This is a genomic window from Rothia sp. HC945, from assembly GCF_051370785.1.
Classification (GTDB): domain Bacteria; phylum Actinomycetota; class Actinomycetes; order Actinomycetales; family Micrococcaceae; genus Rothia.
In genome coordinates this window covers 1-22748 of the sequence record NZ_JBFCSN010000001.1, presented here as the reverse complement: position 1 = coordinate 22748, position 22748 = coordinate 1, and the positions used below count along the sequence as shown (strand labels likewise).

The 22748-nt window shown below is 63.9% G+C and carries 19 protein-coding genes and 1 rRNA gene; 7 read left to right on the top strand and 13 right to left on the bottom strand.

What is annotated here, in order from left to right; genetic code table 11:
* Positions 1–142: 142 nt before the first annotated feature.
* Positions 143–1438 (top strand): ATP-binding protein, encoded by a 1296-nt coding sequence (locus tag AB0Y14_RS00100; RefSeq protein WP_436587280.1) that lies wholly within the window; start codon positions 143–145, stop codon positions 1436–1438.
* The gene (locus AB0Y14_RS00095; RefSeq protein WP_436587279.1) at positions 1435–2124 is read left to right on the top strand and encodes a response regulator; all 690 of its coding nucleotides are present in this window, start codon (positions 1435–1437) and stop codon (positions 2122–2124) included. The genes AB0Y14_RS00100 and AB0Y14_RS00095 overlap by 4 nt, the downstream gene beginning before the upstream one ends.
* Before the next feature lie 13 nt (positions 2125–2137).
* Here the strand turns inward: AB0Y14_RS00095 and AB0Y14_RS00090 are convergent, their stop codons facing one another.
* Positions 2138–4051: a propionyl-CoA synthetase gene (locus AB0Y14_RS00090; protein WP_436587278.1), complete on the bottom strand. Its 1914-nt coding sequence runs from the start codon at positions 4049–4051 to the stop codon at positions 2138–2140.
* Positions 4052–4288: 237 nt separating this feature from the next.
* Here AB0Y14_RS00090 and AB0Y14_RS00085 point away from each other — a divergent pair, with 237 nt between their 5' ends.
* Genes AB0Y14_RS00085 through AB0Y14_RS00070 form a run of 4 tightly spaced genes read left to right on the top strand, consistent with a single transcriptional unit; the run spans position 4289 to position 8672 of the window.
* Positions 4289–4981: a GntR family transcriptional regulator gene (locus AB0Y14_RS00085; protein ID WP_436587277.1), complete on the top strand. Its 693-nt coding sequence runs from the start codon at positions 4289–4291 to the stop codon at positions 4979–4981.
* 49 nt (positions 4982–5030) lie between these two features.
* Complete coding sequence (locus tag AB0Y14_RS00080; protein WP_436587276.1) at positions 5031–6551, top strand: MmgE/PrpD family protein; 1521 nt, start codon at positions 5031–5033, stop codon at positions 6549–6551.
* Between the two features lies 1 nt (position 6552).
* Entirely contained in the window at positions 6553–7476 is a 924-nt protein-coding gene (gene prpB / locus AB0Y14_RS00075; protein ID WP_436587275.1) for a methylisocitrate lyase, read from the top strand.
* 50 nt (positions 7477–7526) lie between these two features.
* Positions 7527–8672 carry a bifunctional 2-methylcitrate synthase/citrate synthase gene (locus tag AB0Y14_RS00070; RefSeq protein ID WP_436587274.1) on the top strand — a complete coding sequence of 382 codons (1146 nt, stop codon included), beginning with the start codon at positions 7527–7529 and terminating at the stop codon, positions 8670–8672.
* A gap of 369 nt (positions 8673–9041) precedes the next feature.
* Here AB0Y14_RS00070 and xerD read toward each other — a convergent pair whose 3' ends face one another.
* Positions 9042–10040 (bottom strand): site-specific tyrosine recombinase XerD, encoded by a 999-nt coding sequence (xerD, locus tag AB0Y14_RS00065; RefSeq protein ID WP_436587273.1) that lies wholly within the window; start codon positions 10038–10040, stop codon positions 9042–9044.
* Positions 10033–10728, bottom strand: coding sequence for an NUDIX domain-containing protein (locus AB0Y14_RS00060; protein WP_436587272.1), 696 nt, complete (start codon positions 10726–10728; stop codon positions 10033–10035). The genes xerD and AB0Y14_RS00060 overlap by 8 nt, the downstream gene beginning before the upstream one ends.
* 528 nt (positions 10729–11256) lie before the next feature.
* Between AB0Y14_RS00060 and AB0Y14_RS00055 the strand changes: the two genes are divergently transcribed.
* Positions 11257–11808, top strand: coding sequence for a hypothetical protein (locus AB0Y14_RS00055; protein ID WP_436587271.1), 552 nt, complete (start codon positions 11257–11259; stop codon positions 11806–11808).
* Positions 11809–11813: 5 nt separating this feature from the next.
* Here the strand turns inward: AB0Y14_RS00055 and AB0Y14_RS00050 are convergent, their stop codons facing one another.
* The 10 genes from AB0Y14_RS00050 to rrf form a co-directional block, all read right to left on the bottom strand.
* Positions 11814–13511, bottom strand: a complete 1698-nt coding sequence (locus AB0Y14_RS00050; RefSeq protein WP_436587270.1) for a CTP synthase — start codon at positions 13509–13511, stop codon at positions 11814–11816.
* Between the two features lie 67 nt (positions 13512–13578).
* A complete protein-coding gene (gene recN / locus AB0Y14_RS00045) occupies positions 13579–15303 on the bottom strand; it encodes a DNA repair protein RecN (protein ID WP_436587269.1) in 1725 nt (574 codons plus the stop codon).
* Positions 15300–16244: an NAD kinase gene (locus AB0Y14_RS00040; protein ID WP_436587268.1), complete on the bottom strand. Its 945-nt coding sequence runs from the start codon at positions 16242–16244 to the stop codon at positions 15300–15302. The genes recN and AB0Y14_RS00040 overlap by 4 nt, the downstream gene beginning before the upstream one ends.
* Before the next feature lie 81 nt (positions 16245–16325).
* Positions 16326–17120, bottom strand: a complete 795-nt coding sequence (locus tag AB0Y14_RS00035) for a TlyA family RNA methyltransferase (protein ID WP_436587267.1) — start codon at positions 17118–17120, stop codon at positions 16326–16328.
* A complete protein-coding gene (locus AB0Y14_RS00030) occupies positions 17117–17461 on the bottom strand; it encodes a hypothetical protein (RefSeq protein WP_436587266.1) in 345 nt (114 codons plus the stop codon). The genes AB0Y14_RS00035 and AB0Y14_RS00030 overlap by 4 nt, the downstream gene beginning before the upstream one ends.
* Positions 17458–18456: an HAD-IIA family hydrolase gene (locus tag AB0Y14_RS00025; protein WP_436587265.1), complete on the bottom strand. Its 999-nt coding sequence runs from the start codon at positions 18454–18456 to the stop codon at positions 17458–17460. The genes AB0Y14_RS00030 and AB0Y14_RS00025 overlap by 4 nt, the downstream gene beginning before the upstream one ends.
* 7 nt (positions 18457–18463) lie before the next feature.
* The gene (locus AB0Y14_RS00020) at positions 18464–19687 is read right to left on the bottom strand and encodes a hypothetical protein (protein ID WP_436587264.1); all 1224 of its coding nucleotides are present in this window, start codon (positions 19685–19687) and stop codon (positions 18464–18466) included.
* Between the two features lie 142 nt (positions 19688–19829).
* Positions 19830–21032: an acyl-CoA dehydrogenase family protein gene (locus tag AB0Y14_RS00015; RefSeq protein WP_436587263.1), complete on the bottom strand. Its 1203-nt coding sequence runs from the start codon at positions 21030–21032 to the stop codon at positions 19830–19832.
* 12 nt (positions 21033–21044) lie between these two features.
* Positions 21045–22262 (bottom strand): CaiB/BaiF CoA transferase family protein, encoded by a 1218-nt coding sequence (locus tag AB0Y14_RS00010; RefSeq protein WP_436587262.1) that lies wholly within the window; start codon positions 22260–22262, stop codon positions 21045–21047.
* A gap of 281 nt (positions 22263–22543) precedes the next feature.
* A 5S ribosomal RNA gene (rrf, locus tag AB0Y14_RS00005) occupies positions 22544–22661 on the bottom strand.
* Between the last annotated feature and the right edge of the window lie 87 nt (positions 22662–22748).

Below are 22748 nucleotides of genomic sequence, written 5' to 3'. Positions count from 1 at the left end.
ATGCTTCGTGGCCCGAACCATGGTCGGGCTCGGCGAAGGTATTCAAGAAGTATGGTGGTCTAGGCCACAAGGAGACAATTGTGGTCATTAAGTTCTTGACCGTCCAGCGATGCCTGTTCGCATCCGCACGTGAGGAGAGTCCGTGTCGCCCCAGGAAACGAGCCATCCCCGCCTCGTCGCAGGGACGAGATCCTCGTGGGCTATCGCTCGGATTTTCCTGCTGACCCAAATGGTGATCGTGGTCATCGTGTGCGCGTCGGTCGGCGCTCTTCTGTATTGGCAGATCCAGGATTCGGCGCGGGAGCAGGCCTCGGAGATCACGCGCGCCGAGAGTGCGACCCTGGCCCACGACCCCTTCATCGTCGAAAACATCACGTCGGGCCACCCGACGGATCGACTCCAGCCCTACGTCAAGGACGTCCTGTCGAACTCCTCGGTCAGCTTCATCACGATCATGTCCCCGGACGGAATCCGTTACACCCACCCCAGCGACGACAAGATCGGTCGGCATTACATCGGGGACATTTCCCGCGCCCAACACGGCGAGACCATGACCGTGGAAGAAGAAGGCAGCCTGGGCGTCTCGATGCGGACCATCACACCGATCCGTGGGGACGACGGCTCAATCATCGGGCTGGTGTCCACCGGGGTGACCATCAGCGAGATCGCTGCCGTGGCCCACAACGGCGTGCCCGCCGTCGCCATGATCGCCGGCCTCCTGCTGCTCACGACCACGTTCACGACCCTGTTGCTCTACCGGTACCTGAACCGCGCCACCCTGGGATACAGTCGCGATGACATTCTGAAGTCCGAGGCCACCCGCTCGATGGCGGCGATGCTGCGAACCCAGAATCACGAACACCGAAACCGCATGCACACCGTGTTGTCCCTCTTGGACCTGGGCAGGCTCGACGATGCCCGAAACTTCGCGCGCGAGGATTTGGCCTCCTCCGAGCAGAACGAGGTGCATTGGGGCAACTACAAGCAGCTCCCAGGCGTCACCGCACTCCTTGCAGGCAAGAGAACGGAAGCGGAGGAACGCCTTATCGATCTCGGGCTCAACATCGAGGGCGAATGGTCCGACATCCCGCTGTCCGAGGTCGAGCTCGTGTCCGTGGTCAGCAACCTGGTCGACAACGCGATGGACGCCGTGGCCGATTCGCCCGAACCGCGGGAGGTGGAGGTCGACCTGACCGAAACCCATGAGGGATGGGAGATCGTCGTCGCCGACACCGGATCCGGAGTATCGAGGGAGGACGAGCGGAAGGTGTTCGAATGGGGATACAGCACCAAGCCTTCGGGACCCGAAGGTCGCGGCGTCGGCCTGGCCCTCGTCCGAGGCACGCTCCTCCGCCACGGTGGCAGCATCGGAGTGCTCAGTGACGGCGGGTCGGTGTTCACCGCCAGAATCCCCAGACCCCGGAAGGAGGCCCGATGACCACCTACCGCGTGATCGTGATCGACGACGAGGAAATCACCGCGTCCGCCCATGCCCAATTCATCAGGGAACGTCCCGACTTCGAGGTCGCCGGCACCGCGTACAACGCACAGGGCGCCATTGCGGCCGTCAAAGCTTCCTTCGCCAGGAAAACCCCCGTGGACCTGCTTCTTCTGGACATCAATCTTCCGGATCGGTCGGGTCACGAGGTCGCCAAGTTCTTGCGCGCCGAAGGGCTGCCGGTCGACGTGATCATGGTGACGGCGGACCGGGACGCCTCGAGCCTGCGCACCGCCTCCCTCCACGGGGCGTTCGGGTACCTGGTCAAACCGTTCACCCTGGAGCACTTGGGCAGAAAGCTCGACTCCTATTCGGCCCATCGGGGCAGGGTCCCCGCCACGGGCGAACTCGATCAGGCCGCGATCGACAGTTTCTTCCACCGGAGCGAGGACGAAACGCGAGCCCTGCCCAAGGGGCTCTCCCAAGAGACCCTGGTCAATATCGTCCAGGCGCTCTCCGAACACGACTCGGCCTATTCCGCGCGCGAAATCGCGGACCGCATGACCCTTTCCCGGGTCACGGCACGCCGGTACCTCGAGTTCCTGCACGCCTCCCGCCGGGTCGAGAGGCGACCGCGCCACGGCACCCCGGGCCGCCCCGAACTCGAGTACGCGTGGCGCGGTTGACCCCCTGAAGCCCCTACGACGATTCGCGGGTCAGGATGTCTCTCAGATTGTTGAGCACGGACATGTCCTCGATCGTCGAGGGGACCTTGTAGTCCTCCCGATCCGCAATCTGCCTCATGGTCTTCCGAAGGATCTTCCCGGATCGGGTTTTGGGCAGCCCCTCGACCACACGAACCTCCTTGAAGTCGGCGACCGCCCCGATCCTGGAACGGACCATGCCGACCAGCTCGCTCGCGAGATCCTCCTCCGTGATGCTCTCGCCCTGCTTGAGCACCACGTAGCCGGACGGCCGTTGCCCCTTGAGCGGATCGGCGACGCCGATGACTGCGCACTCGGCCACCGCCGGGTGAGAGCCGAGCACCTGTTCCATGGCCCCAGTCGACAGGCGATGACCCGAAACGTTGATGACGTCGTCGGTCCTCCCCATCACGAAGACATACCCTTCTTCGTCCAGGTACCCCGAGTCGCCCGTCGCATAGTAGCCGTCGAAAGCGGTCAGGTAGGAGGAGATGAACCTGTCGTCATCGCCCCACAACGTGGGCAGAGTCCCCGGAGGCAGCGGCAGCTTCAACGCGATATTCCCCTCCGTACCGGCCTCCACCGGATCGCCCGAGGGGTCCAGAACGGCGACGTCGTACCCGGGCACCGGCACGCTCGGTGACCCGGATTTGATGGGCAGGGGTTCGAGGCCCCGAGGGTTGGCCGCGATCGGCCACCCTGTCTCCGTCTGCCACCAGTTGTCGACCACCGGAACCCCCAGCAGTTCCCCCGCCCACTGGTAGGTGTCCGGGTCGAGCCTCTCCCCCGCCACGAAGAGCGTCTCCAGGGAGGAGAGGTCGTAATTTGCGGCCAATTCTCCGCTCGGATCCGCTTTGCGGATGGCCCGAATCGCGGTTGGAGCAGTAAAGAGGACCTTGGCCCCGGCCTCTTCGACCACGCGCCAGAAGGCCCCCGCATCCGGAGTGCCGATGGGTTTCCCCTCGTACAGGACCGTCGTTGCCCCCGTCAGCAAGGGCGCATAGACGATGTAGGAATGGCCCACGACCCACCCGACGTCGGAGGCGGTGAACATGACCTCGCCGGGACCGACGTCGTAGATGTTCTGCATCGACCATCGGAGTGCGACGGCGTGGGATCCGTTGTCCCGGACCACGCCCTTCGGCGACCCGGTGGTTCCGGAGGTGTAGAGGATGTACAGCGGATCGGTCGCCCGGACGGTCGTGCATTCGGCGGGGTCGGCCTCGCGCACGGCCTCGTCCCAGTCCAGCCATCGGGTCGGTGACCCCTGCGACCTGGCAGCCGCTTCCGCGACCGATGCCTCGAAGCCCGTCCGCGCCCTGACGAACACCGCGCCGACCGGATGCTCCGCCAGCTTCAGCGCCTCCTCGACGGCGGGAATGTATTCGACGCGCCGCTTCGGTTCAACGCCCCCACTCGTGGTGACCACGGCCTTCGGCTCGCAGTCGTCGATGCGGGCCGCGAGCTCCGCGGGAGCGAATCCGCCGAAGACCACGGAGTGGATGGCGCCGATTCGCGCGCAGGCGAGCATCGCGACCATGGCCTCCGGGATCATCGGCATGTAGAGAAGAACTCGGTCGCCATGGCCGATACCGGCGTCGGCGAGCGCGCCCGCGAAGCCACTCACCCGCTCGAGAAGTTCACCGTAGGTGATGTCCTGCTGGGTCCCGGTCACGGGCGAGTCGTATCGAATGGCCACTCGGTCTCCGCGACCGGCTTCCACGTGTCGATCGACCGCGTTGTAGCAAGTGTTCAGTTCGCCGTCCGGGAACCACCGGTAGATCGGTGGCCTGGATTCGTCCAGCGCCCGGGTGGGAGGAGTCGCCCAGTCGATGCCTTGGGCGGCTTCGAGCCAGAATTCTTCGGGTTGCTCGACGCTTCGTTCGAAGACTTCGCGGTACGTGGTCATGTCACCGGTTCCTCACATGTGCTCCGTTGCAAATGGTTCCGCGCCCGGAGGTTCCGAACGCGCGGAAGATTTCACCAATGTAGTGGTCTGACTCACACAAAACAAGGCTCTGTATACACACCACGAAAAATTGGCCGCTGACATCCCGCAATATTGCGGACACGTTGCGTGACGAGGGGCACTTCTGTATACATAGAGGCACGGATCAGACGACGCCGACGCAGGGAGAACAAGTTCATGAGAGCCTCCGAGCGCGCATACCAGACCCTGCGGACCGACATCATCGAATGGCACCTCGAACCGGGGACCACGGTCAGCGAGGTCGAGCAGGCCCAGCGTCTCGGGGTCTCACGAACGCCCATCCGTGAGGCCTTCTCGCGACTCATGTCCGAGGGCCTGGTCGAACCCGGGCCGGGGCGCGGCGTCGTCGTCACGCCCGTCTCGGTGACCAACGTGAAGGCCATGTTCGAATTGCGCATCGCCCTGGAGACCCAGGCGGCGGCCCTCGCGGCACTCAAGGGCCGGTCCGAAACCTTCGGGCAACTGGCCGCCCGTCTCGACGAGGCGGCCACATTTCTGGATGACGACGACGCAGACCGCAGCTCCTACTACCTCCTCGTCGAGGAGATGGACACCGAGATCGACCTCGCGGCCCAGAACACCTATCTCACCCAGGCCCAACGACAGTTGCGCACCCACCTCGGACGAGTCCGGAAGCTGTCCAAGGGCAACGAGAACCGTCTCATGGCGGCGGCCCACGAGCATGCCGCCATTTCCCGGGCCATCAGCGCGGGCGACGTCGAACTTGCCCAAGCCGCCGTGCGCATCCACCTGTCGAACGCGCTCTCGGCGATTCTCGACGCCGTCCCGGAACGACACGACCACGACCACGACCACGACCACGAGGGCGACCGCATCAACGCCGCCTGAGGCAATCCACCGTACGAACACCTCGACCGAGGAAGAAAGGACATATCCCGTGACCGTCAATCATCACGTGCGTGTGCACCGCAGCGAAGAGAACCTGGCTCGCGAGGACCAACTCGCCCACAAGATCGCCGAAGTCGCCTCCGACCCCGTGGCGATCGACCCGGCTGTCGAGGACATGGTGATCAACCGCATCCTGGACAACGCGTCCGTCGCGATCGCGTCCCTCAACAGGGGCCCCATCATCGCGGCACGGGACCAGGCGCTGACCCACGGCCCCGGACCCGGCGGCTCCGGCTCGACCCTCTACGGCATCGCCCCGGAACGGACCAAGGTTTCCCCCGAGTGGGCGGCCTGGGCCAACGGCGTGGCCGTGAGGGAACTCGACTACCACGACACCTTCCTCGCGGCGGAGTACTCACATCCGGGGGACAACATTCCGCCGATTCTCGCGGTCGCGCAGCATGCTCGGCGCTCCGGGGCGGATCTGATCCGCGGTATTGCCACCGGGTACGAAATCCAGATCGACCTGACCAAGGCGATCTGCTTGCACAAGCACAAGATCGACCATGTGGCCCATCTCGGTCCCTCGGCCGCGGCGGGCATCGGCACCTTGCTCGGCTTGGACACGGAAACGATTTTCCAGGCCGTCGGCCAGGCACTGCACACCACGACCGCGACCAGGCAGTCACGCAAGGGCGAGATCTCGACGTGGAAGTCCCACGCCCCCGCCTTCGCCGGCAAGATGGCCGTTGAAGCAGTCGACCGTGCCATGCGGGGCCAGACGTCGCCGGTACCGATCTACGAGGGCGAGGACGGCGTCATCGCATGGATGCTCGACGGCCCGGACGCATCCTACGACGTCCCCCTCCCCGAGAACGGAGAGGCGAAGCGCGCGATCCTGGACTCCTACACCAAGGAGCACTCGGCCGAGTACCAGGCTCAGGCCTGGATCGACTTGGCCCGCAAGCTGCATCGCGAGCGCCCCGAGATCGCCGATCCGGAGAAGGTCGAATCGGTGGTCCTCCATACGTCCCACCACACGCATTACGTGATCGGTTCGGGCGCCAACGACCCCCAGAAGTACGACCCGAAGGCATCGCGGGAGACCCTGGACCATTCGATCCCCTATATCTTCACCGTGGCTCTGCAGGACGGCGAGTGGGACCACAACCATTCCTACGACGCCGAGCGCGCAGGTCGCAGGGACACCGTTGCCCTGTGGCACAAGGTCACGACCGAAGAGGACCCCGAGTGGACGCGTCGTTACCACTCGCTGGATCCGGAGGAGAAAGCCTTCGGTGGCCGAGCGGAGATCACGCTCACCGATGGAACGGTGGTGACCGAGGAGATCGCGGTCGCCGACGCCCACCCCCTCGGAGCGCGGCCCTTCGCCCGCGAACAGTACATCGGCAAACTGCGGTCCCTCGCGGAAGGGTCGGTCACGGACACGGAGCTCGATCGCTTTATCCAGGCGGCCGAGAATCTTTCGGACCTGGGCCCGGGCGATCTCGATGCGCTCACCGTGACCGCGGCCGGGGAACTGAATACAGGAGCGAAAGGACTGTTCTGACATGCTGTACCCCTCAACATCCCCCGCACAGAAACGGCTCGATCTGCGTCGCATTCTCGCTGACGGCCCCCGCAACGGCGGAACCATCAAACAGTTCCCGGGCGCATACACCCCGATTTCCGCGAAGCTCATCGAGGAGAAAGGGTACGACGGCGTCTACATCTCCGGGGCGGTCATCGCCAACGAGCTGGGGTTCCCCGATATCGGCCTGACGACTCTCACCGAGGTAGCCCATCGCGCCGGCCAGATCGCGCGCATGACGAACCTTCCGGCCATCGTCGACGCCGACACCGGGTTCGGAGAGCCGATGAATGTGGCCCGGACCGTCCAAGAGCTCGAGGACGCCGGCCTGGCCGGTTGCCACATCGAGGACCAGTTCAATCCGAAGCGTTGCGGTCACCTGGACAACAAGAACATTGTGGACGAGGACACGGCGATCAAACGCATCCGTGCCGCGGCCCAGGCTCGCAGGGACGAGAACTTCCTGATCATGGCTCGCACAGACCTTCGCGGCGTCGACGGCTTGGATGCCGCGGTCGACCGTATGAAGGCGCTGGTCGACGCCGGGGCCGATGCGATCTTCCCGGAGGCCATGAAGGACCTGGGCGAATTCGAAGCGGTCCGTGAGGCCGTGGACGTCCCCGTCCTGGCCAATATGACGGAGTTCGGAAAGTCCAGGTTGTACACGACCGATGAACTGTCCGATTCCGGCGTGGATATGGTCATCTACCCGGTGACCTTGTTGCGCAGCTCCCTCGGGGCCATGGAGAGAGTACTGGACGACATCGCAGCACACGGTACCCAAGAGGCATCCGTGGATGAGATGCTCACCAGACAGCGTCTCTACGAACTGGTGGACTACGAGGCCTACAACGCGTTCGATACCGGAATCTTCAATTTCGAGGTGCCCGAACGGTTCCAGTAACCCGGAAGCATCTGCACGACACAGGCACAACCGATTCGAAGGAGAATCACATGACCACGCAAGACGACATCAAGAAGGGCCTGGCCGGCGTCGTCGCGGACACGACCGCGATCTCGAAAGTCAACCCTGACTCCAATTCCCTGCTGTACCGCGGTTACCCCGTCCAGGAGCTTGCCGCGAATTGTTCCTTCGAAGAGGTCGCGTTGCTTCTGTGGACGGGCGAGCTTCCCGGGGCGGCGGATCTGAAGGAGTTCTCCGAATTCGAGGCGGCGCACCGTGAGCTCTCCCCGGAGCTCAAAGCAGTCATCGACGCGCTCCCCACGGACTGCCACCCCATGGACGTCTGCCGCACCGCGGTCTCTGTGCTGGGTGCACAGGACCCGGCGTCGGAGGACGACTCCCAGGAAGCCAACCTCACGAAATCCAAGAAGCTGTTCGCCGCGATGCCCGCCGTGGTGGCCTACGACCAGCGGCGGCGACGCGGCGAGGAGATCATCTCGCCACGTGCGGACCTGGACTACTGCGACAACTTCCTTTACATGACTTTCGGTGAGGTTCCGGCCGCGGAGGTCAAGAAGGCTTTCCAGGTCTCGATGGTTCTCTACGCCGAGCATTCCTTCAATTGTTCGACGTTCACCGCGCGGACGATTGCATCATCGCTCTCCGATCTGCATTCGGCCATCACCGGCGCCATCGGTGCTCTCAAGGGACCCCTGCACGGTGGTGCCAACGAGGCTGTGATGGAAACCTTCGACGAGATCGGGATCCGGAAGGATGAGTCCGAGCAGGAGGCCGAGAAGAGGGCCAAGGAGTGGATGGATGATGCCCTGGCTCAGAAGAAGAAGGTCATGGGATTCGGACACCGTGTGTACAAGAACGGCGACTCCCGAGTTCCCACGATGCAGGACGCCCTGACCGACATGATCAAGTACTTCGGCCGGGAAGAGATGCTGGGCCTGTACAACGGTCTGGCCAACTCGATGGACGAGGCCAAAGGCATCAAGCCCAACCTGGACTACCCCGCTGGTCCGACCTATCACCTCATGGGTTTCGATACCCAGACCTTCACGCCGCTCTTCGTGGCGGCTCGCATGACGGGCTGGACGGCACACGTGATGGAACAGCTGGCCGACAACTCGCTGATTCGCCCGCTGTCCGATTACAACGGACCGGACGAACGCCACGTCGAGAAGTGATGGCCTGAACCTCACGACCGGACCCGAGGAGAGCCGTGGCGCGCATGCGAGACCTGCGTATCTTGCGTGCGCGCCACTGCTCGTTGCGCCGCCTGCCGCCCAGAACCTCGATCTTTCTGGCCCTGACCGTCAACCGGAGGCTCGGAAGGCGCCGTACGTGGCCTTCTCTCCGAGGTCTCCAGGCAGACGAGATCGGTAGGTTTCCGGTGTCCGGACAAGGATCTTCTCAACGTCGTCGGCATCGGATCGCGCGCTCGGGACCGTCTTTTCGCCGACTCTCAACGGGGCACTCGTGCTCGGCGAGCGCGATGGAGACGTCGGACCGCCCCTGTGCGATCCCACCCACCTAGGGGCGGTCTGCCGTAGCGCCTAACCGAGTGCCCGCGGATGGCTCGTGAGAAACACCTCGCGGAGGGTATCGGCGGTGACCTTGGTATATATCTGTGTCGTGGTCAGCGACGAGTGACCGAGCAGCTCTTGGACGACCCGAATGTCCGCACCGCCTTCGATCAGGTGCGTCGCGAAGGAATGCCGAAGCGTGTGAGGGGAAAGCTCGGCCGTGATGTTTGCCCGCTCCGCGGCCTTCTTGAGCACGAGCCAGGCTCCTTGCCGGGTCAGGCGCCCCCCGCGTGCGTTGAGGAAGAGCGCGGGAGTGCCTTTTCCCTTGGATGCAAAGAGCGGACGGGCCCGGACGAGATAAGAGGATATTGCCTCGTGCGCGTAGGAGCCCACCGGTACGAGACGCTCTTTTCCTCCTTTGCCCAGCAATCGTACGACGCCGCCCGCCACAGGGTCGCCGTTCGGATCTTCCTGGACGTCGCGGCCATCCGGGCCGAAATCCGAGGACAGGTCGTCCCGGTCGACGCCGATGCTTTCCGAGATTCGTGCGCCCGTCGAGTACAGGAATTCCAGGAGTGCGGCGTCACGAAGTCCGGCAGGCGTTTCCCGGTCGGGGGCCTCCAGTATCCTGGTCACGGTCTCGACCGGCAATGCCTTGGGAAGACGCTCCCCTGCGCTGGGCGGTGTGACGGTTTCGGCAGGGTCGTGCTCCGTGAGGCCCTCGAGCAACCAGAATTTGTGCAGCCCCCTCGCCGAGACGACGCCGCGTGCAACGCTTCGGGTCGACAACCCGCAGCCGCCGTCAGTCTTGGGCCGTGCCAAGTATTGGATGTAATCCCGCACATCGTCCGTGGTGATGTCACGAGGTTCCCGCACGTGTCGCTGACCGACGAGGAAGCTCAGGTATCGGTCGAGGTCACGGCGGTACGAGGTCAGCGTGTTGTCCGAGAGTCCGCGTTCCACGGTGAGGTGTTGGAGATAGCGGCGAACGGGTCGATCGAGGCCCGTGGGGCGTTCCTGCTCACTCACCGGACTTCGACTCACGCAGATGTTTGTGCGCCGGCCAGGGCTCTTCGGGGTCACGCAGATCGGCGTGGTCGCGGTGAATACTCGCCCAGGTCGCGAGGATCGCGATATTGGCGGTGGGTGAGTGCAGACCAGTGGCCAGGACGGCGCTGACGGCTTCTTCCATGGGAACCCACCTCTTCACGATCTCTGCCTCCTCATCCGTGCGCTCAGTCAGGTCCTCTTCCGCGACGTCGTTGATTCCGCGGGCCAAGAAAATACGGTTCGCCTCGGTCGAGCATCCCGGCGAATTGTTGAATTCGGCGAGCGTGTGCCAGGTCGATGCCTTGAGATCGGTCTCTTCCGCCAGCTCGCGCTGGGCCGCGGCGAGAGGAGATTCGCCCTCAACGTCGAGCAGGCCCGCGGGGATCTCCCACATGTTCATTTCCACCGGTTGGCGGTACTGGTTGATGAGCAGGATTTCGTTGTCCTCGTTGAGGGCAACAATCGCGACGGCGCCGGGGTGCCGCATGTAATCGCGGACGAGTTCGTCACCGCCCTCGGTGAGGGCGAATGTCTCGCGGACGACGTCGAAGATCTGGCCCTCGAACGCGGTCTCCCGGGAGATGAGCTTGCGCGGATTGACCCTGTCCTGAGGCAGCCCGATGGCCGAAAGGTCGGGGGTCTGGGTCTCGTCGTGGGATGCAGTCATGCCCCCAGGCTACCGCCGGAGCGAGGGTTCCCCGGAGTCGGCCTCCGCGGGACAAGAGCGGGGCATCCGCCGAGGCAGGAGAAAAGTTTTGACTGACCTGGGGGTTTAACGCAAAAAAATGGTTGACGCAATTTTTCCGAAGCAACTTTCCGCACACTCGTCCGAAAAGTGCTGCCCGCGATTCCGTGGTGTGTATTACAGTCCTGTCACCAACCTGCTGTTGCATATGAAAAGCGACCGATCGCGAAACGCAACACTATGCTCGATCGGCGTGGATCGCCGTCATGTCTGGTCCGGCTGTCGGCACACCATCTCATGCCACGGCGCCACGGAGTCGCGGCGACCAGGAGGCCGACAGCAGGGTTTCAGCACCCAGCGGGGGGGTGGGCAACAGCCTCCGCACCAAGGGCACCGAGAGGCAACAAAGTGTACTGGAATTACTGCTGAAATCCCTATTCCATCGAAATTATCAGTAGGTCACCCATGAATTTCCTTTGAAGATTCCTCACTCTGCTTTTCGTCCCGCTGGTGGCGGCCATCTTTGCCTTCGCATCACTCTGGATTATCGAAAATTCCGCGCCTCTCATCGCGAGTCACGTCCTGTGGATTGCCTCGGATATCAATGCTCCGGCGGCCAAAACCCCGGCGACCACTCCAAAGCTCGTCCGCAGGCTGGAGGATGTGGCCAGAAACCGGCACCTGAATATCGCCAAGTTTCTGGACAGCCCCGAATCTTCCGCCGGCGGGGCGGAATTGCACCTCCTGATCACCAATCCCGAGCATCACTCACAGAGGCTTTTGGACAACGGGTATTCTCCCTTCACCCCGGGCTACGTGGTCACCGCCGTGGAATCATTCGGCATCTATCTTGCCGTCTACGCCGCATTCACCGCGTTCTTCATCGCCACCGCACTCGCGGGCAGGCTCGTGGCTCTGGGACTATTGTGTCGGGTTCCGGTCCCTGCGATCGCGTCGTGGACCTCGACCAGTTCGCGGTCCCGGCCAGGTCCTGACCGCACGGAAACGCAGGGCCGCCGTCATCCCGTGATCGGGAGGCGACGACCCTGCGTCCTCTGGTAGGCGGCCTACTTGGTGCGTTCGAGGGCCGCCGCGACCAGTCCGCTGAACAGCGGGTGCGACCGTGTCGGGCGCGACAACAACTCGGGGTGAGCCTGCGTCGCCACGTAGTACGGATGTTCCGTGGCGGGTAGCTCCACGAATTCGACGAGACGCCCGTCGGGGCTTGTCCCGGAGACCACGAGTCCCGCCTTTTCGAGATCCGCGCGGTAGGCGTTGTTGACCTCGTAGCGGTGACGGTGCCTCTCCTCGACCTCCGTCGTGCCGTAGGCCGCAGCGGTCACGGACCCCTCGACCAGCTTGGCTGGGTACAGACCCAGTCGCATGGTTCCGCCCAAGTCCCCGGCGCCCTCGACGAACTGCTTCTGTTCCTCCATGGTCGCGATCATCGGGGTCGTCGTTTCGGGTTCAAATTCGGTCGAGGACGCATCCTCGAGGCCGACGACGTTCCGGGCGTACTCGATGACCATGCACTGGAGCCCCAGGCACAGACCGAGAGCGGGAATGCCATTCTCCCGGGCGTACGTGAGCGCGCCGAGTTTTCCTTCGAGACCACGGATCCCGAATCCGCCGGGAACACAGATCGCGTCCACGTCGCCAAGCTGGTGGGCGGCTCCGTCCGGCTGCGCGCAGAGGTCAGAAGCGATCCACTTGAGCCTGACCTTCGCATCGTTGGCGAAACCGCCGGCCCGGAGCGCTTCCGAGACCGAGAGATACGCATCGGGCAGATCGATGTACTTGCCGACCAAACCGACCGTGACCTCGTGCGTCGGCTCGTGGACAACCTTGAGCAATTTGTCCCATTCCTCGAAGTCGGCGTCCTGGTGGTCCAGGCCCAGGTAGTCGAGGATGTAGGTGTCCAAATCCTGGTTGAACAGGGTCTTCGGGATGTCGTAGATGCTGGGTGCGTCGGGGCAGGAGATCACGGCTTCGGTATCGACGTCGCACGCTCCCCCGACCTTGGCCTTGAGCGGCTCCGGAATGTCCTGAACGCACCGGAGGACCAGGGCGTCCGGGATAATACCCAGCCCGCGGAGCGCGGCCACGGAGTGCTGGGTCGGTTTGGTCTTGAGCTCGCCCGAGGGCCCGATGTACGGGATCAGCGAGACGTGGAGGAAGAAGACGTTCTTGCGTCCGACGTCGCGGCGTACTTGGCGTGCCGCCTCCAGGAAAGGCTGGGACTCGATATCACCGACCGTTCCGCCGATCTCGGTGATGATGATGTCCGGGGCGTCGGCGGTCCCTGTGGCCCGGCGCCTCATGCGGGATTTGATCTCGTCCGTGATGTGCGGGATGACCTGGACGGTGTCCCCCAGGTACTCGCCGCGGCGCTCCTTCGCGATCACGGAGGAGTAGACCTGGCCGGTGGTCACGTTGGCCGAGGCGTCCAGGTTCTCATCCAGGAATCGCTCGTAGTGCCCGATGTCCAGGTCCGTTTCGGCACCGTCGTCGGTCACGAAGACTTCGCCGTGCTGGAAGGGATTCATGGTTCCCGGATCCACATTCAGATAGGGATCCAGTTTCTGCATGGTCACCGAAAGACCGCGGGATCGCAGAAGGCGACCGAGGCTTGACGCGGTCAGCCCCTTGCCCAGGGACGACGCGACACCACCCGTCACGAAGATCTGGCGAGTCAGTTTTTCGTCGTTTGGAGTACTTGCCGGGGATGTCTGAGTATCGTTCACCACGGAATTCAAGCCTAGCACGCGAGGGTCTCTGCCTGCCCAGGAATTATGACCGGAGGCAGGTGTCCGCGACGACCCGGAAGGGACGTCACAGCTGGTCAGCGTCCTGCAAAAGCTCCTTCGCGTGGGCGCGTGCGGCCTCGGAATTCTCGTGCCCCGCGAGCATTCGGGCCAGCTCCACGGTTCGTTCGTCGACCGAGAGCACGTTGACCTGACTCACCGTTGAATCATCGGACTTCAGAACCAACACGTGACGATCCGCATAGGCCGCGACTTGCGGCAGGTGCGTGACCACCAAGACCTGGACGTGTTTGGCCAAATGCGCGAGTCGCTTTCCGATCTCCACCGCGGCCTTGCCGCCCACGCCGGCATCCACCTCGTCGAAAATAAACGTGGGCACCGGATCGACCTCCGCGAGAACGACCTCGAGAGCCAGCATGACGCGCGAGAGCTCGCCGCCCGAGGCACCCTTGCCCAAGGGCCGAGGGCTCGCGTCCTGATGAGGTGCGAGTTTGAAAGCGATGGTGTCCTTGCCGTCGGGTCCGAATTTTTCGGCTTCCTCGATCTCCACGACCAGCGATGCGTTGGGCATGGCCAAGGCTTTCAGCTCGGTGGAAACCGCGGCGGCAAGTTTCTTGGCCGCAACGCGTCGCAAGTCCATGAGTTCCAGGGACTGCTGGTGCATGTCCCGACGGAGGGTCCGCAGTTTTTCCTCGAGAGCCTCGGAACGGGCGGGATCATCACTGAGTTGGTCGAGGCGAGCCCTGTTGGTCTCGGCCCACTGCAGGACCTCGGCGATGTCGGCACCGTACTTCCGAGTGAGCTTCTTCAGCGCCGAGCGCCGGGCTTCGACCTCGCTCAGTCTCCCCGGCCCCTCGGCGTTGAGGTCCGACAGGTAACCCGAGAGCTCATCCCCGATGTCCGAGGCCTGGATCATCAGGTCGCGGACCCTTTTGGCGAGTGCGGCGAGCGCGGGGTCTTCTTCCGCCTCCTGGGCGAGCGCCCTATGCGCCGAATCCAGGAGCACGGACACGGTGACGGCTTCCAGGTCGGCGTCGTTCCCGCCCACGAGTGCGCCCTGAGCCGTTTGAGCTGCCCCGCGCAATTGTTCGAGGTTGGTCAGCCGCGCGGATTCGGCGTCGAGAGATTCTTCCTCCCCCGGTTGCGGCTTGACGGAGTCGATTTCCTTGAGCGCCTGGCCGAGGCTCTGGGCCTCGAAGGCTCGCGCCCTGGCGTTCTCCCTGACCTCACGGAGCTCTCGGGCCGCAGAACGGTATTCTTCGTAGTTCGCGCGGTATTTCTTGAGAGAGGTCGCCAGCTTGCTGCCCGCATAGGAGTCCAACGCGCTGCGTTGCGCTTCGGCGGAGCGCAGACGGAGTTGGTCCGACTGCCCATGGACGGCCACGAGGGTCTCACCCACGCGTGCCAGGACACCGATGGGGGCCGCGGCACCGCCGATGGTCGCCCTGGACCTCCCGGAGGCATTGACGGTGCGCGAAAGGATCAGCTCGTGAGGGAGCTTGTCCGCGAGGTCGTCTCCTTCGATCGGGTGGGCTTCACCTCCGGCCTCATCTGTCAGTTTCAGGGCAGCGTGATCATCCGGAAGGCGGACGACGGCTTGGGACAACGCCGATTTCGCGCCGGAACGGACCGCGGCGGCGTCGGACCTGGCGCCGAGAAGCATGCCCAGCGCGGTGACGACCATGGTTTTGCCCGCGCCGGTCTCGCCCGTCAGAACCGTCAGGCCTGGTCCCAGCGGGAGGGTCGCATCCGTGATGACGCCCAGGTCCCGGATGTGGATTTCTTCGATCATGAGTCCTGTGTCTCCTCACGGTCGTTGTCGCCACGGTGCCGACGTACGGGTCCTCTCCAGCCCCGCGTCGGGAGGTCGAATTTCTTGACCAGCCGCTCGGAGAACGGCGCCGGGTGGATCCGGGCGAGCCGTACCGGCTTGTCCGAGCGCTTCACTTCGATGCGGGATCCCGGGGGCAGCTCATTGGTCCGGCGCCCATCGCACCATAGGACCCCATAGTGACCGTTGGCCGGGAGAACTTCCACGGCCATCGTCGAGGACGGAGCAGTCACCATCGGGCGGGCGAAGAGCGCGTGGGCGCTCAAGGGGACCATGAGCATGGCCTCGACCTCCGGCCACACGATCGGGCCCCCACCGGAGAAGGCGTACGCGGTGGACCCGGTGGGGGTGGCCATCACCACGCCGTCGCACCCGAAAGTGCTCAGCGGGCGCCCGTCGACTTCGATCACGACTTCGATCATCTTTTCCCGGTTGCCCTTTTCGATGGACGCCTCGTTGAGAGCCCAGGTGTGGGTCAGGATCTGGCCCTGGCTCCACACGACGACGTCGATCGCCATACGTTCCTCGACCGTGTACGTTCTGTTGACGATGTGATCCACCGTCTCGTCCAGATCGCTCCGCTCGGATTCGGCAAGGAATCCCACGTGCCCCAGGTTCACGCCGATCAGGGGAATATCGGTGTGACGGATGATTTCGGCCGCCCGCAAGATGGACCCGTCACCGCCCAGGACGACGCCCAATTCGATGTCGTCCAGAGCTACGTTTTCGTTGATCACCTGCACACCCACGGATTCGGCCTCGGTGCCCCGAATAATTTCCAGGTCCCCTCGACTCATGACCGGGATCAACCCGGCCTCCCGGAGGCGCACGCACGCCTGGGCCGCCGCCATGGTGGCTTCCGGGCGTCCGGTGTGCGCGAACAAGAGGATCTTCCGACTCATGTGCTGTGTGCCTTCCGATGGGAGCAAGTGTGGTTCCGATGCGGAATCCGTATTCCTACATTAGGCGACGAGACTGACACTTTAAGGCTTTCCGGATGCGGTGCCCGCCGGCGGCGCGTTGGCCGCTTGCCCCGTCGGTGCCGTGTCCGGCCTGCGAAGATGCAGGAAATATTCGAGGTTTCCGTCCTGGCCCGGCAGGCTCGAATCCTGGCCTGCCACGATCTGGAGACCGTGTTCCAGAGCGGCAGCGCGCACCGCGTCGATGGCCACCGTGCGGTCCTCCCGGTTTCGCACCACGCCACCTTTGCCGAGCTTCGACCGACCGACCTCGAACTGCGGCTTGACCATCAGGATCAGGTCGCCGCCAGGGCGTGTGACATCGGACAAGGGGCCGATCACCAGGGTCAGTGAGATGAAGGAGAGGTCCCCGACCGTCAGGTCCACCGGTCCGCCGATCGCCTCCGGAACGATGTTCCGAACGTTCAGTCCCTCGATGGACTCAACCCGCGGGTCGCGTTCCACCACCGGGCTCAGCTGTCCGTGCCCCACGTCCACCGCGACAACGTGGCGGGCTCCTGCTTCCAGCAGGACCTGGGTGAAACCGCCCGTCGAGGCACCAGCGTCAAGGCACCTGCGGTCGCGGACGACGACGTCCGGGAAGGCCCGAAGCGCCCCCGCGAGCTTGTGGCCCGCGCGGCTGACATATTCGTGGTCGACCGACGGAGAGATCGTGATCTCGTCCCCGTCGTTCACCTCGTGTGCGGCCTTGCGGATGATCTTCCCGTTCACGGCGACCCGCCCATCGGCCACGATTTTCGTGGCCAGCGTGCGCGACGATGCGCTCCCGAGCAGCACCAGGTGCTTATCCAGCCTCACTCGGTCCCGTCCGTGGTCTTCGGGTCGTCTCCCTCGGCCGCGGCGGGTCTGGCGATGCTGTCCACGAGGCCCTTCGGGAGAGCCGAGGGGTCCTGGTCCAGCAGGCGACGCAATTCCCCGTGCAACCTGTCGAAGATTTCGGCGTGCTCGTCCACGGGCGACTCATCGAGCAGATCCAGAATCTCATCGAGCGAGTCCGCGGTACCCCGATGCGCGAAAGCATCCAGAGCCGCCGTTCGCTGCTCGGCGCGGGCCTCCCCTGTGTCTGAGAATTCTTCGGCGTCGGCATACTCCTGGCCGGCGTCGTATGCCCCGCCCGCCGTGTTCTCTACCTCGCTCATGACCACACGGTCTCCGAACGGGTCGCTTCGTTCTCCCGGGGGTGCGCGGCCCACCATGCAGCCATGGCCGTCCTCCAGCCCAGGATGCTGGGAGTCCCCTCGCTCACCTGGGTACGGACCGTGGTCGCGTCGGCCTCCGCCCGGGCGGCACCGTCGATCTCAGCGACCGCGGCCCCCTCGCCTCCACGGACCTCGGGATTCCGGTATTCATCGAACAGTTCCCTCAGGTTGCCCACGACGTACGTGGGGCGCTCCTCAGTCCGTGCCTCCAACACATCGTTCATCGACTGGACACCGGTCATGACGGCGATGCTGGGGAGACCCGCCTGGTGTGCGCCGGAAATGTCCGTGTCCAGGCGGTCACCGATGACGACGGGGCGTTCGACGTCGAGCCTCTCGACAATCGTGGAGAAAATAGTGGCACCGGGCTTGCCGGCAACGAGTGGTTCGCGACGCGTGGCCGTGGCCACCGCATGAACCAGGGTCCCGTTCCCAGGGGCAATACCGCGTTCCTTGGGGATCGTCATGTCCGTGTTGGACACGACCCACAGAACGTCCTTGTCGGCCAGCGCGTACGAGGCTTCGGCGAGCTCCTGCCAGCCCAGACTCGGGTCGAATCCTTGGAGAACGGCTTGAGGACCGTCCTCGAGCCCGACCACGTCGAGCCCGGCCGACCTCGCGCATTCGGCCAGAGCCTCGGAACCGCAGATGCCCACGGATGCGCCGGAGCCCAAGTGGTCGGCTGCGAGACTGGCGGCGGCCTGGGCGGAGCTGACGACGTGGTGACCATCGGTCGAGAGTCCCAGGGAGTTCAGATGATCCGCCACGGCACCAACCGAACGTGAGGCGTTGTTGGTCACATAGGCGACCGCGATGCCGTCGGCGGCCGCGCGGTTCAGGGATTCGACCGCGCCGTCGATCGGATCCGGGCCCGCGTAGACCACACCATCGAGGTCGGAGAGTATCGCGTCGAAAGAGGAAATCAGCGAACTCATGGACGGATCAGTTGTCCTCTCCACGGGGTTCCTGGACGGGTTGCGTCTCCGGATCGCGGCCGGTCTCGTCTCGTTCGACGACATCGCCCTCTTCCTTCGCCTCTTGTGCGGTGTCCTCGACGGCCTCAGGGTCAGGATTCGGTCCGCCGGCCGGGGTCAGCTCCTCATGATCGGGAGAAGACAGCTCGTCCGTGGGGCCTGGAGCCCTTGTCTCCTTCTGGTCGATCATGGCCTCGGTGAGATCGACGCCTTCTTCGCCGTCCGGAGCAGGTGCGGCAGGTTCTTCGTCCGGAAGAACCTCGATCTCGTAGATTTCCGGTTCTTCGAACTGCCCCTGGCCCAGGGCCGCTTCGGCGACGACCGCCAGGCGCGCCCACGAGGTTGCCTCCTTAGAGCGGTCCATGTCCTCGAGCACGTCCGCGTAGGCGCTGAATAAGCGCGGACTGTAGGAAAATGCCTTGTTGCGGTTCAGCTCAGGGATCTCGAGGGCGGATTTGGCCTTCTCGAGGTCACCTTGGTCCCGGTAGATTCCGGAGACGACCATGGCCAGCTCCGCCTTCTGTGAGCCGCTCAGATCAGTGAGGCTCGGGTCCTGAGCCGTCTCAAGGGCCTTCTTCTCCCGTCCGAGGGCTCTCTCCGAATCCACGATCAGGGCAATGTGCTCATTGCTGCCGGTCATGCGGCGGTGGGTTCTGAGCTCCCGCAACGCCGTGTCGAAGCGCTCCGCGACATAGGCTGCGATCGCGGCAGCTTCTCTCACTGCTGCGACTCGGCCTCCGCGGCGCACCGCTGCTTGAGCGTGCTCGAGAGCGAATTCCGGGTCGACCTCGAGGTACTGACTGACCATGACCAGGTGCTTGCCGACGGCCTCCGCGTTGTCCTTCTCCAGGACACGCAGCTCGCGCAGGACCGACTTGTCCAGCTCCCTACCGGTGACTTCTTCGTCGATCTCGGGGGCCTTGGGACGGGACTGACGATAACCGGCCCTCGATGGTTTCTGCTCACGGTGGTCCCGTTCGAATCGGCCCTGAGGATCTTGGTCGCGGCGCCGCGGGTCCCGGTCGGAGCTGCCGTACGGTTTGCGGTCGTTGAAGCGGCGCTCCCGATCGCTGCCGCGGCCGCCATCCCTGTTCCGGTAGGCTTTGCCGCCCTTGCGATCGAAGGCGCCCCGCTCCGACCCACGGTTCCGGTCTCCCCCGCGTTGCGAATCCCTGCGGTCGTCCTGAGCCAAATTGGTTCTCCTCTGTCTGCGTTGTACGGGCGGCGTCGACGTCGGTCGACGCCGCCCGGTCCTGGGACAAAGTTTACGCACCCCGGATGCCGTTCAGGGCATCGGGCCACCGGACTTCGCGCATGACGTACGCCTCGGCGTCTTACCGGAATGCATTCTGTCCCGTGAGTTTCTGCCCAAGAATCAGCGTGTGAACCTCATCTGTTCCTTCATAGGTCCTGACGGACTCGAGGTTGTTGGCATGCCGCAGTGGCGGGTAGTCACCAGTGATACCGTTACCGCCCAACACGGTACGCGCCTCGCGACAGATCTCGATCGCAGCTCGGGCGTTGTTCAGCTTTCCGACGGAGATCATGTGGTTCTCAATCGTCCCCTCGTCCTTGGCCCGCCCGATCCTCAGCGCCAGAAGCTGTCCCTTGTTGATCTCCAGGGACATGTCCACCAGCTTCTTCTGCGTCAACTGGTAGGAGCTCAGCGGTCGACCGAACTGTTCGCGTTCCTGCGCATACTCCAAGGCGGCCTCCACGGAATCGCGGGCCGACCCCATGGCACCCCAGATGATCCCGTATCTCGCTTCGGTCAGGCACGCGAACGGCCCCCGCAATCCAGGGTTCTCCGGGAGAATCGCGTCGGCGGGCAACCGCACATTGTCGAAATCAATGGTGCACTGCAAGGACGCACGCATAGAAAGTTTCTGTTGAATGGGCTCCGCGGTGAAACCAGGCGTATCGGTCGGGACAATGAATCCGCGGACGACGTGACCGTCTTTTCCGTGACCAGGGGTACCCGAATCCTCGGCGGGAACCTTGGCCCAAATCACGGCGACGCCGGCAATGCTGGCCAGGCCGATCCAGCGCTTGTGGCCGTTGAGCACCCACTCGTCGCCCTCCTTGTGGGCGTTGGTCAGCATGGACCCCGGGTCGGAGCCGGCGGTCGGCTCGGTGAGCCCAAAACACCCGATGATCTCGCCCGAGGCCATCTTCGGCAACCATTTCTGCTTCTGCTCCTCGGAGCCGTTCTTGTAGATGGCAGACATGGCCAGAGAACCTTGGACGGAGACGACGGTGCGTAACCCTGCGTCGCCCGCCTCGAGCTCCTGCATCGCCAGACCGTATTCGACGGCAGACCGTCCCGCGCAACCGTATCCGTTCAAGTGCATCCCGAACAGACCCAGCTCCGCCATCTCGGGCAAGAGCTCGGTGGGAAGTATTGCCTGATCGAACCATTCGGCGATCCTGGGGCGAATCCGCCGGTCGACGAACTCCGCTACACGATCCCTGACCTCGAGCTCGGTGTCCGTGAATTGTGATTCGATGTTGAGCAAATCGGTGGGGTGTTTCGACATGAGATGAATTCCTTACTCTGCTGTGGTCTGTTCGACGGGGGATTCGGTGCCGTGGTCGGCGCGCCGTGCCAACCAGGCCAGGATCGCTTCGCGGTCCTGGTCAAGGCCCGGGGGCCTCTTCGAGTAGGAAACCTGGGTGCGACTGAAACCAATAGGGTTCTTGATGCTGGGGACGCCGTCGTCGTCCGTGCCTGCGTTCACCACAGGGTCGAGCCCGAGTTCGTGGGCGAAGTCGACTCCGCCGGCGACGTCGAGAATCGGAGAGCACGGGAGCCCAGCTTCCCTCAGCTGCCGGAACCATGCGTCGGAACTCTGTCCACGCAGAACTTCTTCGATGATCCCCCTCAACTCGGAACGATGCCGGTTGCGCTCGGGCATGGTCGAGTATTTCGGGTCCTCTGCGAGTTCCGGCCGCCCGAGCTCTCCCGCGAGCACACGGAACTGGGCATCGTTGCCGACACAAATGACGAGCTGCCCGTCGTGGGTGTCGAAAGGTCCGTACGGAAAGAGGCTGGGGTGTTCGTTGCCCATCCTGTGCGGTACGTTGCCCGCACCGACGTAACCCGACGTTTGGTTCGCCAGTCCGGACAGCGCCGACGAGAGCAGATCGAGGGACAGATGCTGACCCTGGCCGGAGGTCTCCCGCTCACGCAGTGCAGCCAGTATGCCGACGGCCGCGTGCAACCCGGTGACGACGTCGAAAAGCGCCACGCCCATGCGCTGAGGAGGACCGTCGGCGGACCCGGTCAGGTCCATCATGCCGGAAACGGCCTGTGCCAGCAGATCATATCCAGGCAGTGCGGCACCGCCTTGGGTTCCGAACCCGGTGATGCTCGCATGAATGAGACGGGGCCACCTCCGGGCCACCGATTCCTCATCCAACCCGAATTTCTCCAGCCCGCCGGGTTTGTAGTTCTCGATGAAGACATCGGCGGTATCAATCAGCCTGTAGGCCGTTCGCAGGTCCTCCGGGTCCTTCATGTCCAATTGGAGACCGTGCTTGCCCCGGTTCACGCCGAGATAGTACGTGCTTTCGCCGTCTCGCTGAGGGGGCTTCCACTGCCGGGTATCGTCCCCGGTCGGTCCTTCGACCTTGATGACCGTCGCTCCGAGGTCCGCCAACAACATCGTGCAATACGGTCCCGCCAACACACGCGAGAAATCCGCGACGACGATACCGGACAATGGTCCTCCGGAATCGCGATCGAGCGTGGTCCCCTGATCGGACATCCATAGCCTCCTCATCGAGATGTGCCAGGGACCACATAACCACCGGCGGGATGCGGATCACAAATCGCGGAGGAAAGGACGGGTCACAAAAGGATGGCCCGCCTGATGGCACGAAAAAAGGGCCACGCCTCCACCGACTACCCGGGGCATTGACCCGGCAGCGGTGGAGGCGTGGCCCAAAGAACACACGCGATTCAAACACGGTTAAACAAAAAAGGTGGGGGAACAGTGCCACCCGCCCACAACAGGCAGACAACACCACTCCCCCACACCAAAAACATTTTCGGCGGCGACCTACTCTCCCACACACCTTCCGGGTGCAGTACCATCAGCGCTAAGAGCCTTAACTACCGGGTTCGGAATGAGACCGGGTGTACCCCTCTTGCCATAACCACCGAAAAAACCAAACACACACACCAACCCACACGGGCCAGCATGGCGAAAACCAATCAAACAACACACCCACAACAGGTCGTTGCTTCAAAA

Coding starts and splice junctions, on each gene's coding strand:
- AB0Y14_RS00095 (WP_436587279.1), top strand. CDS start 1,435: ATGACCACCTACCGCGTGATCGTGATCGACGACGAGGAAATCACCGCG.
- AB0Y14_RS00090 (WP_436587278.1), bottom strand. CDS start 4,051: ATGACCACGTACCGCGAAGTCTTCGAACGAAGCGTCGAGCAACCCGAA.
- AB0Y14_RS00085 (WP_436587277.1), top strand. CDS start 4,289: ATGAGAGCCTCCGAGCGCGCATACCAGACCCTGCGGACCGACATCATC.
- prpB (WP_436587275.1), top strand. CDS start 6,553: ATGCTGTACCCCTCAACATCCCCCGCACAGAAACGGCTCGATCTGCGT.
- AB0Y14_RS00070 (WP_436587274.1), top strand. CDS start 7,527: ATGACCACGCAAGACGACATCAAGAAGGGCCTGGCCGGCGTCGTCGCG.
- AB0Y14_RS00060 (WP_436587272.1), bottom strand. CDS start 10,728: ATGACTGCATCCCACGACGAGACCCAGACCCCCGACCTTTCGGCCATC.
- recN (WP_436587269.1), bottom strand. CDS start 15,303: ATGATCGAAGAAATCCACATCCGGGACCTGGGCGTCATCACGGATGCG.
- AB0Y14_RS00040 (WP_436587268.1), bottom strand. CDS start 16,244: ATGAGTCGGAAGATCCTCTTGTTCGCGCACACCGGACGCCCGGAAGCC.
- AB0Y14_RS00030 (WP_436587266.1), bottom strand. CDS start 17,461: ATGAGCGAGGTAGAGAACACGGCGGGCGGGGCATACGACGCCGGCCAG.
- AB0Y14_RS00025 (WP_436587265.1), bottom strand. CDS start 18,456: ATGAGTTCGCTGATTTCCTCTTTCGACGCGATACTCTCCGACCTCGAT.
- AB0Y14_RS00015 (WP_436587263.1), bottom strand. CDS start 21,032: ATGTCGAAACACCCCACCGATTTGCTCAACATCGAATCACAATTCACG.
- AB0Y14_RS00010 (WP_436587262.1), bottom strand. CDS start 22,262: ATGTCCGATCAGGGGACCACGCTCGATCGCGATTCCGGAGGACCATTG.